Origin of the sequence: Zymomonas sp. (genome assembly GCF_020216885.1) — a bacterium.
In the GTDB taxonomy this organism is placed as follows: Bacteria; Pseudomonadota; Alphaproteobacteria; order Sphingomonadales; family Sphingomonadaceae; genus Zymomonas.
The window spans coordinates 1-10000 of sequence record NZ_JAIWON010000071.1; the positions used below are offsets into that span (position 1 = coordinate 1).

Here is a 10000-nt window from a genome sequence, read left to right on the forward strand (position 1 = left end):
GTTTTTGGAAGCTGAAAACCCCAAAAAAGATATTTTCCTTTATATCAATTCTCCGGGTGGCGTTGTAACAGCAGGCCTCGCTATTCACGATACTATGCAGTATATTCGTCCAAAGGTTGGTACACTTTGTATTGGTCAGGCTGCCTCTATGGGCAGCTTCCTGCTAGCAGCTGGTGAACCCGGTATGCGGGTTGCAACGACTAATAGCCGTATCATGATTCATCAGCCTTCGGGGGGTGCGCAAGGTATGGCGGCTGATATCGAGATTCAGGCGCGTGAAATCTTACGGATGCGTAAACGTCTGAATGCTCTTTATGCAAAATATACCAATCAACCGATTGAAGAGATTGAAAAAGCGATGGATCGCGACAATTTCTTGGAAGCGGATGAGGCAAAAGCCTTTGGCTTGATTGATAAAGTCTTTGACAAGCGTCCGGTTGCTTCTGAAGAAAAAGAATAAGCGATTCCAAGCTAAATCTGTCTTTTGATACAGATCCGTTTGACCTTTGCTGCTAAAATTTCCTTTTTCGGATTGCAGCAAGGGGAAAACTGGCGCTAAAACGATTTTGGAATGGATGAAAGCGGCTATAAGCCGCCAAGGATGATGTTATGACCAAACTGAGCGGCAGCGATTCCAAAAGCACGCTTTACTGTTCTTTCTGCGGCAAATCGCAGCACGAAGTCCGTAAGCTTATCGCGGGGCCGACAGTGTTTATCTGCGATGAATGTGTTGAATTATGCAACGACATCATTCGCGAGGAAACCAGAGGCGCTTTGCATAAAGGTGACGGCAGCGTACCGACGCCACAGGAAATCTGTACGATTCTTGACCAATATGTTATCGGACAGAGTAAAGCCAAGCGGGTGCTTTCTGTTGCGGTACATAACCATTACAAGCGATTGAATCACGGCGGCAAAGATGCCGATGTCGAGCTGGCAAAATCCAATATTCTTTTGATTGGGCCGACTGGCTGCGGTAAAACGCTTTTGGCAGAGACTTTGGCGCGCACCTTTGATGTGCCCTTTACGATGGCTGATGCAACGACTTTGACCGAGGCTGGTTATGTCGGTGAAGATGTCGAAAACATTATCCTGAAATTATTACAGGCAAGTGATTATAATGTAGAACGTGCTCAAAGGGGCATCGTCTATATTGATGAAATAGACAAGATCACCAGAAAGTCGGATAATCCTTCTATTACGCGCGATGTATCAGGCGAAGGCGTCCAGCAAGCGTTACTAAAGCTGATGGAAGGCACTACGGCATCTGTCCCACCACAGGGGGGCAGAAAGCATCCTCAGCAAGAATTCTTGCAGGTTGATACGACGAATATCCTCTTTATTTGTGGTGGTGCTTTCGCTGGACTAGACCGGATTATTGCAGACCGCCTCGAAGGGAAATCTATCGGTTTCGGTGCGCATGTTGCCGCGCCTGACGAACGCCGGACGGGTGAAATTTTGCAGGAATGCGAACCTGAAGATCTGTTGAAATTTGGCCTTATCCCTGAATTTGTTGGACGTTTACCTGTTTTGGCAACGCTTGAGGATCTGGATCAGAGTGCTTTAGTGCGAATTCTGACTGAACCTAAAAATGCTTTGGTTAAACAGTATCAGAAGTTATTTGAGCTGGAAGATGCCCAACTCGAATTCACGGAAGATGCTTTAGCAGCCATTGCTAAAAAAGGTATTGAGCGGAAGACTGGGGCTCGAGGTTTACGTTCTATTTTAGAAGGTATCTTGCTTGATACGATGTTCGAACTGCCTTCATTAGAAGGCGTGTCCGAAATCATCGTTGATAAAGATGTAGCCGAAGGCAAAAAAGAACCGGTGCGGGTTTTTGCTCAAAAGGAAAAAGATACTAGCTCGGGCGCAGCCTAAAAACAGCCTCTGGCCATTCTAATGTCAAAGAGACAGTGCCTCATATCCCTTATATTAGTCGATAATCGGGATATGAGGTGCCGCTTCTTTAGGTAATAAGCCTATCAAACGAGGATCATCGTGAATTTCTATCATACGCTGATAGGGATGAAAATGATGCTTCTGATAGAAAGCTAATGCCGCAGGGTGATCGAAGCTACAGCTATGAAGCCAAACGCAATGGATATCCGATTTCCATGCTTTTTTTAGGGTTTGAACCATCATCGGATGGCCTAATCTTTTACCAATATATGCATTTTCAAGACCAAAAAAGACGATTTCACATTTATCTTTTTGCCGAAAATCTAATTCAACCATGGCAACGATTCGATTGTCGCTATCTATAAGGCGGTAAATTTCTATTTCAGGATGCGTGATCAAGCTGTTCAGGGCTGTGTCATTAAGTTCTAAACGTGAAAACCACAACCACGGGCTACCTATTTTTATGAAAAGGTCACGATAGCTATCTGTCTTTGGATGTTCCCATAATTCTAGAGAATAAGATTTACGATCAACATCCAAAATATCGGTATCTTTCGACAAAATTTCCTTATTGGGTCGTTTGGTCATTCTCAAGGCCGTGACAACAGAAGCAAGTTGTCCTTTTTCCAATGGGATGAACGCCATTAATTATTCCCATATCGCCATTGGTGGTAGACTCATTAAAACGGCATCGGCATCACCGCCTGTTTTTAAGCCGAATAACGTGCCACGATCATAAAGAAGATTAAATTCGGTGTAACGTCCTCGATAGATAGCGAGGCGATGAAAATCTTCTTCGTTAGCGGTTATATTTTGTCGTCTTGCTATCAGCTTGGGAAAAATATCCAGAAAAGCCTTCCCGACATCTTTGGTGAAAGCAAAGTCAGCGGCAAAATTGTTATCAAGATAATCGTAAAAAATGCCGCCGACACCGCGCTTCGTTTGGCGATGAGGAATATCAAAATAGCGGTCAGCCCATTCGCTGAAACGGCTGTAATAATCAGGATGATGTTTATCGCAGATGGTTTTTAAATTCTGATGAAATTCGGCAATGTCTTCTGCATAAGGGGTTGAGGGGTTGAGGTCTATCCCGCCTCCAAACCAGCTCTTGGTTGTTTGTAAGAATCGGCAATTCATATGGATATTGGGAACATGGGGATTAGCCATATGGGCGACAAGGCTGATACCTGTTGCAAAAAAATGGGGATCACTTTCCGTACCCGGAATTTTTTTTGCGAAATCAGGGGAGAAACAGCCTTTAACTGTTGATATATTTACACCGACTTTTTCGAAAATTTGCCCTTTCATCAAAGAGCGGATGCCATGCCCTGTCTGAATGCCATAGCCTTCGGTATTTTTTTGCCATGGCGTCACTTGAAAAGAGGCTGGACTGGCGGCTTGGCGCTCAATCTCTTCAAATTGCTGACAGATACGATCCCGTAAATGATGAAACCAGTCCGAGGTCACTTGTTGCTGCTCATTCAAAAGCATTTTATCTGATTTCATGAGCAAAGCCTCCTGTTTGGCGCAAGGCTTCCGCCAAAGCGATACCAGCCGAAACAGCAATATTCAAAGAACGGAAATTGGAGAGTAGCGGTATTCGGACTTGATGGCTGGCGGCTTGGTGGACAAAGTCAGGTGCGCCAGCGGATTCAGAGCCGAAGAGCAAAATATCATCAGGCTGGAAAGTCATTTCCGGTAAAGGAATGTCACCCGCAGTCGTGAGCAAAACACGGCGTTCAGGACGAGCAGAAAGGAAGCTGTTCCAATCATTATGTCGCACCGGTGGCGCAATTTTCGCATAGTCCATTCCCGCGCGTTTTAAGGCACGATCGGAGAAGGCAAATCCGCAAGGTTCGATAATATCAACGCCAACACCAAAGCAGGCGGCTGTCCGAAGGATGGTTCCAACATTACCGGCAATATCCGGTTGAAATAGGGCTATTCTCATTTTTGAGACTATAATAAGGCCGGATGGATTATGCCAAAAATTTTCTGGCCGATATCCGTCATTTTTATATCAAAAATTTAATCGATCCGAAAAATACGCTGAAATTATTATTTCTCAGCCATGGTCTGAATTTTGTTGGATAAGAATTGATTCAAAAATTCCGAACTTCCCCGAAAAAAGGATAGCTAAAAGCTGAACTAGGTTCATGGTAGAACGTATCTGGGACATGGGGGCTTGACCAGCTATTCTTTGCGAAACGACGCAATGCATCGGTCTTCTACCCAAAATGGTTATCCTTGCTGGCGTTTCGTTGAGAACTTCTGGGCGCAGCTCGAGGCATGGCGCGTTATCGCTACTAGATACGAAAAAAGGCAACGTCGTTCCTCGCGGTCATCCATCCGTCGCAGAATGGATTAAGCTACAACCGGCTCTAGAATGGTCTTTTCGGCATATAAATCAAACTTGCACTGACCGATGGCGACAATAGATAAAGGTTAGCCGCGTTGTTAGGGCGAATAGTCAGGCCAATGGTGCAAGAGACACAAAAGGCAAGGCTTTGGTCGAAGCTAAAGCGACTTTACGAATAAGAGCCATGACCGAGGTGGATGGGTTGAAAAGGTTTTCTTGATTGCAGTCTGAAAGACGCTGATTTGAGATTATTTTGCAGCCAATGCCTTGATAGATTTGCCGGCCACCAAAATGCATCGATTTTTGGCCGAGAAGAGAGGCTATAGAATATAGGAAAAGCAGCTTTTTCGCGTAGCTTATCGCTATCATATCCTTTTTTGCTGAGAAAATGGCGGGGCGTTGTGACAGGAATATCTATCAAGCGATCCGCGCCAGAATAATTAGAGACCTCACCACCTGTCAGTTCGAAAGCTAGAGGGCGGCCTTGACCATCGGAACGGGCGTGGATCTTGCTCGTAAAGCTTCCGAGGCTTCGATCAAAGCCTTATTTTGTGTCCCCCTTTTGCATCAGCTGCTTGGCTGTGGGCGCGAATGATCGTACTATCTATCATGTGGTGCCAGTCATCCGTCAGGCCAAGGTCAACGAGAGTTTCAAGAAGAGCGTCCCACACACCCTGTTCCGCCCACCTACAAAACCGAACATAAACCGAATTCCATTTTCCATAGCGTTCATGCATGTCTCGCCACGGGCAGCCTGTTCGAGGCAATTAAAGCATACCATTGAGAAATAACCGATTACTTTTTGCGTGACGCGCGCTGCGGCCTCGTTCGCTTGGAAGAAAACCCTCTATTATCTTCCACTCCGCGTCCGTCAGATCTCCTCGCATCTAGTGTGCCTTACAAAAACTTGGTCTCAATTTATCCCTGAAAATCTTAAATTATACCCTTTGTCAACAGAGCCTAACCTTTATCAACCCCAAGGCCGTGAAAGGATTGCTAACTTGTTTTTACTGGAGAATGCTTAGGTCATATTAAAGAACGCTAGGGCACAAAAGATTATTTCTATTGCTGGCTGTAGCCTTATCCTTGTTAGGGCTTAGCTGAATTTGAGCCGTTTTCATCCATTCTAAAATCATTTTAGTGCCAGTGCCATGGGCGTTTTATGCAAAAAATTAGAGCTTTCTCTGATAGCGTGTTAAGAGGTGATGCAAGCCTATCCTGTGCAAAGTGAGCCATAAAAATTGCCTGAATAGTATGAGGGCAGGGCTTTTATTACCTTTTGAAAGAGATTTTTAATATCTTAACGACGCATCAAGGCTCATAAAGTTTTTATTGTAGTGTAAAGGCTGCAAAAAGCGAGAAGTAGATTTATCATAAGGCAGTAGGCGGGGTTGCCATAGAATATGAAGAATAGCGAAGCGAAGAATGGAAAAGGTGACATGTCGAAAGATGTCGAAGGTCACGCTTTTAAAAAGCCGCAAGCCGATTTATCCGAACAGACTGATAAAGCCCTTAGCGGACTTGATCGGCGTGATTTTTTGAATGTGGCCGCCGTCGGGATAGCGGGTATGGGTGTATGCGGGGCAGCAATCCCTTTCATTGCCCAGATGAATCCGTCGAAAGATGTTTCAGAACAGAGCAAAACCGAAGTCGATATTTCGACCATACAACCCGGCCAGACTGTTAAAGTTGTTTGGCGAGATCAGCCAGTTTTTATTCGCCATTTAACCGAGCAGGAAATAACCGAAGCGAATGCAGTTGCCCTTTCCGATCTGCGCGACCCTGAAACTTTGGAACAAAGAACCAAAGCCGGAAAAACAAACTGGTTAGTGACCATGGCCGTTTGCACGCATTTGGGCTGTATCCCACAAGGAAGCAATAGCAGCGAGCCTAGAGGTGAATATGGCGGTTATATCTGTTCTTGTCATGGTTCCGCCTTTGATACCGCTGGTCGTATCAGAAGAGGCCCTGCACCGACCAATCTGGTTGTGCCGCCTTATCGCTTTATCAGTCCTTCTGTGATTTCTATCGGGTGAACTTATTATGAAGCTGTCACCACCCCCTTATCAGCCCAAAAATGCTTTTACCCGATGGTTGGACGATCGTTTGCCCGTTATCCGGTTATGGCATGATGTCATGGGTAAGGGCTATCTTGTCCCTCGTAATCTCAACTGGTTATGGAATTTTGGCGTATTGGCAGGCATTGCCCTGACTATCCAGATTATTACCGGTTTGGCATTGGCGATGCATTATGTGGCCAGCAGTAATGAGGCCTTTAATTCCATTGAAGCGATAATGCGTTATGTCGGCTTTGGCTGGCTTATCCGATATGGTCATATGGTGGGGGCAAGTTTATTTTTTGCCGCGCTTTATATCCACATGTTTCGCGGGGTTTATTACGGTTCCTATAAAGCGCCGCGTGAAGTGGTTTGGTTGATCGGCGTTTTGTTATTCATGTTAGCGATGGCCACTGCCTTTTTAGGATATAGTCTGGTCTGGGGGCAGATGAGTTATTGGGCTGCCCAAGTGATTACCGGCCTGTTTTCGGTGGTGCCTTTTGTGGGTGAGAAAATTCGCATTTGGGTTTTGGGTGGATTTGCGCCCAATGCCGCCACTGTGAACCGTTTCTTTGTGCTACATTTCACCTTGCCTTTTGTCATTTTGGCGGTGGTTGGCCTCCATGTTTGGGCATTGCATCGTCAGGGTTCCGGTAATCCAACCGGAATAGAAGTCAAAAAAGCTGAAGAAGTCGTTCCGATGCAGCCTTATTATATTGCCAAGGATCTGGTGGCGATTGGCGTCTTTTTATTGATTTTTTGCAGCCTTGTTTTTTTCTATCCGAATATCTTTACCGATCCCGATAATTATATTCCGGCCAATCCCTTTTCGACTCCAGCTCATATCAAGCCGGAATGGTATTTTTGGCCATTTTATGCGGTTTTACGCTCCTTTACGGTCAATTTTATGGGGATACCGGCTAAATTATGGGGTGTTTTAGGCATGGGATTGTCGGTTCTGGTTTGGGGTTTATTGCCTTGGCTGGATAATTCACCCGTAAGATCAGGACGCTATCGCCCTGTTTTCCGTTGTTTCTTCCTGTTATTTATGGCCGATATTCTTCTGTTAGGTTTTTGTGGCAAGCAACCAGCGGAAGAACCCTGGATACGATTAGGGCAATGGGCATCCCTTTATTATTTCGCCTTTTTTCTGGTGATTTTGCCGATTTTACCGCTTGTTGAAAAAACAAAAGCCGTGCCTTCTTCTGTCGAAGAAGCGGAAAAGAAAAGAACGGATGCCTGATATGCTCAATCTTGTCCGCCGTATCGGCTTTATACGTCTTGTCTGTTTGTTAGCCGGCTTGGCCATGTGTTTCGTTTTGCTATGGGGCGCCTTTCAGCCAAGAGCAAAGCAGGAAATTGATCCGGCTGCCCGTTATCAAAAGCCATTAAAATCTTTAAAACTACCCAGTGACGGGCTAACCGGCCATTTCGATAAAAAACAGTTGCGGCGTGGTTTTACGGTTTTTCAGGCGGTTTGCGCCTCTTGTCACGGTGCCAATCAACTGCGTTTTCAAGATTTAGCTGAAATCGGTTATAGCAAAGCTGAAATTGATGGGATCCGTCAAGAATGGATTAACCGCATTCCTGATGTCGATCCGAATACGGGTGAAGCCCTGATGCGCCAACCCAACCGTAATGACCGGATTACGGGGCCTTATTATAACCCGTTAGGCAGCCAAGGCATTGTGACGGCACCTGATCTATCTTTGATAACCAAAGCGAGAAAAGGGGGCGCGGCCTATGTCTATTCTTTGCTGACTGGATATGAAAGCGAACCGAAGGAAATTGCTGAACGCTATCCGCAGCTTAAAACGCCGGAAGGTAATTTCTACAACCCCTATTTTAAGGGATTGCATATTGCGATGCCGGTCGCTCTTTTAAGCGAAAATCAGGTCAATTATGAGGATGGTACCAAAGCCAGCACTGATCAGATGGCAAAAGATGTGACGGCTTTTCTAGCATGGTCGGCTGAACCGGAATTGGAAAACCGTCATCGCATTGGTATCGGCGTTATCGCTTTCCTGTTGGTGGCGACGGGGCTTTCTGTTGTCTGCTGTTACCGGATATGGCGGAAGTTGTGACTGTCAAAAGACAGCGATCTAATCCATTTTTTTTAACCAGCGGAATGCGGTTTTGAATGATATTGCCGTAACGGCGCACAAAACCATGAGGCATCTGGACACTGCGTTTTTTGGGAAGGGGAAAAATCGCGGCTAATCTTGCGGCCTCCAATGCAGAAAGATGGCTGGCATCATGATGAAAATAATATTGTGATGCCGCCTCGACCCCGTATAAACCGCGTCCGGTTTCAGCGATATTGAGATAGACCTCCATAATCCGCCGTTTCGTCCAAAAATGTTCGATCAGAAAAGTAAAATAAGCCTCGATCAATTTGCGGCTATAGCCACCATTTTGCCATAGAAAAGCATTTTTGGCGGTTTGTTGGCTGATCGTCGAACCGCCATGAATATGGCCGCCGCTGGCATTATGTTTGGCCGCCTGTTCAATCGCAGTGAAATCAAAACCATGATGAGAACAAAAACGGCTATCTTCTGATGCGATGACAGCATCCATCATGATAGGATCTATTCGATTGAGCGGTCGCCATGTCTGATTGAGGGCATAGCCATTTATCCGGTTCATGACCATAGTTAGGGTAATCGGTGGCCTGACAAAGCGGTAAAGCCCGACCCACAACAGGGAGATTAAAAGAAAATAGACAAAAATTTTGAGAAAAAAGCGAAAAAGCCGACCCATCCTGTTTTATTCCCGATTTATCCTGCATTGCATAACAGGCGGTAACGACTGTAAAGGAAATTTTATAGCAGAGTTTTTAGGCTTGATCGCTATCCTGACGATGTTTTTTAAATGGGCATGAAAGAGAGTAAAAACCATGAAAAAGACGATCAATTCCAAACGGGTCATCGGACTGTTTTCTATGGTTTTTCTGGCTCTTTCAGGTGTTTTTGTTGGTCGGGCAAGCGCAGCACCGGTCGGGATTGTCCCTTATATGGCGAATTGTTCTTCTTGCCATCAGCCGAAAGGGCAGGGATCTTCCAATCTTGCCCCGAAATTAAGCAATCGGATTGGTAAGATCGCTATGTTTGAAGATGGTCGTCGGTATATGCTTTCGGTTGTTTTTAACGGTATGGCAGGGCGTGTTGTAGTTGATAATATGCCCTTTTTAGGCGTGATGACACCGCTGGGCTCTTTGAAAGACGAAGATATAGCGGGCGCGTTAAACTATATTATGTCTTTGCAGAATATGCCGCAGATCAAGCCGTTTACCGCGGCCGAAGTGAAGGCCGCCCGTGCTTTGCCCAAAAAATCGGCACCCCAAATGACGATCGAACGACAAAAGCTGATTGCGGCACATGGTGCCTTTTAATTTTGGGTTAGTTTTTTTCGCCGGATATCCAGACGGATTGCAGTTTTAGCCCTTCATCCATAACAACGAGATCAGCTCTTTTACCGATTTCTAGGCTGCCGCGATCTTGTAGCCCCAGAAAACGGGCAGGGGTCAAAGAGGCCATTCGGGAGGCCTCGACCAAAGACACATCTGTCATTTTGATCATATTGGCAAAAGCCGTTGCCATATCGAGCAGAGAACCTGCCAGCACGTTTTTATCATCGGTAATCCGACCATCGCGACGATAGATCATCTGCCCCTGTAACAGGAAGT

At 45.7% G+C, this 10000-nt stretch carries 13 protein-coding genes; 7 read left to right on the forward strand and 6 right to left on the reverse strand.

The window, feature by feature from the left end; genetic code table 11:
• Together LDL18_RS03820 and clpX are read left to right on the forward strand one after the other, a co-directional pair.
• The coding region (locus LDL18_RS03820) for an ATP-dependent Clp protease proteolytic subunit (RefSeq protein ID WP_296507058.1) at positions 1-460 on the forward strand (460 nt) is incomplete at its 5' end.
• 149 nt (positions 461-609) lie between these two features.
• The gene (clpX, locus tag LDL18_RS03825) at positions 610-1878 is read left to right on the forward strand and encodes an ATP-dependent Clp protease ATP-binding subunit ClpX (protein WP_296507059.1); all 1269 of its coding nucleotides are present in this window, start codon (positions 610-612) and stop codon (positions 1876-1878) included.
• A 54-nt stretch (positions 1879-1932) separates the two neighbouring features.
• Here the strand turns inward: clpX and LDL18_RS03830 are convergent, their stop codons facing one another.
• The 3 genes from LDL18_RS03830 to LDL18_RS03840 are packed head-to-tail and all read right to left on the reverse strand — an operon-like array spanning position 1933 to position 3850.
• Positions 1933-2544 carry a GNAT family N-acetyltransferase gene (locus tag LDL18_RS03830; RefSeq protein ID WP_296507060.1) on the reverse strand — a complete coding sequence of 204 codons (612 nt, stop codon included), beginning with the start codon at positions 2542-2544 and terminating at the stop codon, positions 1933-1935.
• Positions 2545-2547: 3 nt separating this feature from the next.
• Positions 2548-3405, reverse strand: coding sequence for an oxygen-dependent coproporphyrinogen oxidase (gene hemF / locus LDL18_RS03835; RefSeq protein WP_296507061.1), 858 nt, complete (start codon positions 3403-3405; stop codon positions 2548-2550).
• Positions 3392-3850: a tRNA (cytidine(34)-2'-O)-methyltransferase gene (locus LDL18_RS03840; protein WP_296507062.1), complete on the reverse strand. Its 459-nt coding sequence runs from the start codon at positions 3848-3850 to the stop codon at positions 3392-3394. The genes hemF and LDL18_RS03840 overlap by 14 nt, the downstream gene beginning before the upstream one ends.
• A gap of 264 nt (positions 3851-4114) precedes the next feature.
• Between LDL18_RS03840 and LDL18_RS03845 the strand changes: the two genes are divergently transcribed.
• Complete coding sequence (locus LDL18_RS03845) at positions 4115-4267, forward strand: hypothetical protein (protein WP_296507063.1); 153 nt, start codon at positions 4115-4117, stop codon at positions 4265-4267.
• A gap of 527 nt (positions 4268-4794) precedes the next feature.
• Here LDL18_RS03845 and LDL18_RS03850 read toward each other — a convergent pair.
• On the reverse strand, positions 4795-5025 hold the full coding sequence (locus LDL18_RS03850) for a transposase (RefSeq protein ID WP_296507064.1): 231 nt from the start codon (positions 5023-5025) through the stop codon (positions 4795-4797).
• A gap of 636 nt (positions 5026-5661) precedes the next feature.
• On the opposite strand from LDL18_RS03850, the gene petA reads away from it, so the two are divergent.
• The 3 genes from petA to LDL18_RS03865 are packed head-to-tail and all read left to right on the forward strand — an operon-like array spanning position 5662 to position 8399.
• Entirely contained in the window at positions 5662-6294 is a 633-nt protein-coding gene (gene petA / locus LDL18_RS03855; protein WP_296507065.1) for a ubiquinol-cytochrome c reductase iron-sulfur subunit, read from the forward strand.
• 7 nt (positions 6295-6301) lie between these two features.
• Positions 6302-7558, forward strand: a complete 1257-nt coding sequence (locus tag LDL18_RS03860; RefSeq protein ID WP_296507066.1) for a cytochrome b N-terminal domain-containing protein — start codon at positions 6302-6304, stop codon at positions 7556-7558.
• Positions 7551-8399 carry a cytochrome c1 gene (locus LDL18_RS03865; protein WP_296507067.1) on the forward strand — a complete coding sequence of 283 codons (849 nt, stop codon included), beginning with the start codon at positions 7551-7553 and terminating at the stop codon, positions 8397-8399. Before LDL18_RS03860 ends, LDL18_RS03865 begins: the two co-directional genes overlap by 8 nt.
• Here LDL18_RS03865 and mtgA read toward each other — a convergent pair.
• Positions 8329-9075, reverse strand: coding sequence for a monofunctional biosynthetic peptidoglycan transglycosylase (gene mtgA / locus LDL18_RS03870; RefSeq protein ID WP_296507068.1), 747 nt, complete (start codon positions 9073-9075; stop codon positions 8329-8331). The two genes, LDL18_RS03865 and mtgA, sit on opposite strands and share 71 nt — an antisense overlap.
• A 136-nt stretch (positions 9076-9211) precedes the next feature.
• Here mtgA and LDL18_RS03875 point away from each other — a divergent pair, with 136 nt between their 5' ends.
• Positions 9212-9706: a cytochrome c gene (locus tag LDL18_RS03875; RefSeq protein WP_296507069.1), complete on the forward strand. Its 495-nt coding sequence runs from the start codon at positions 9212-9214 to the stop codon at positions 9704-9706.
• Positions 9707-9713: 7 nt separating this feature from the next.
• On the opposite strand, the gene LDL18_RS03880 is transcribed toward LDL18_RS03875, so the two are convergent.
• The coding region (locus LDL18_RS03880) for an amidohydrolase family protein (RefSeq protein ID WP_296507070.1) at positions 9714-10000 on the reverse strand (287 nt) is incomplete at its 5' end.

Excerpts from the sequence above, each read along its gene's own strand:
- LDL18_RS03840 (WP_296507062.1), bottom strand. The coding sequence starts at position 3,850 with ATGAGAATAGCCCTATTTCAACCGGATATTGCCGGTAATGTTGGAACC.
- LDL18_RS03845 (WP_296507063.1), top strand. The coding sequence starts at position 4,115 with ATGCATCGGTCTTCTACCCAAAATGGTTATCCTTGCTGGCGTTTCGTT.
- LDL18_RS03875 (WP_296507069.1), top strand. The coding sequence starts at position 9,212 with ATGAAAAAGACGATCAATTCCAAACGGGTCATCGGACTGTTTTCTATG.
- clpX (WP_296507059.1), top strand. The coding sequence starts at position 610 with ATGACCAAACTGAGCGGCAGCGATTCCAAAAGCACGCTTTACTGTTCT.
- petA (WP_296507065.1), top strand. The coding sequence starts at position 5,662 with ATGAAGAATAGCGAAGCGAAGAATGGAAAAGGTGACATGTCGAAAGAT.
- hemF (WP_296507061.1), bottom strand. The coding sequence starts at position 3,405 with ATGAAATCAGATAAAATGCTTTTGAATGAGCAGCAACAAGTGACCTCG.
- LDL18_RS03865 (WP_296507067.1), top strand. The coding sequence starts at position 7,551 with ATGCCTGATATGCTCAATCTTGTCCGCCGTATCGGCTTTATACGTCTT.
- LDL18_RS03860 (WP_296507066.1), top strand. The coding sequence starts at position 6,302 with ATGAAGCTGTCACCACCCCCTTATCAGCCCAAAAATGCTTTTACCCGA.
- LDL18_RS03830 (WP_296507060.1), bottom strand. The coding sequence starts at position 2,544 with ATGGCGTTCATCCCATTGGAAAAAGGACAACTTGCTTCTGTTGTCACG.
- mtgA (WP_296507068.1), bottom strand. The coding sequence starts at position 9,075 with ATGGGTCGGCTTTTTCGCTTTTTTCTCAAAATTTTTGTCTATTTTCTT.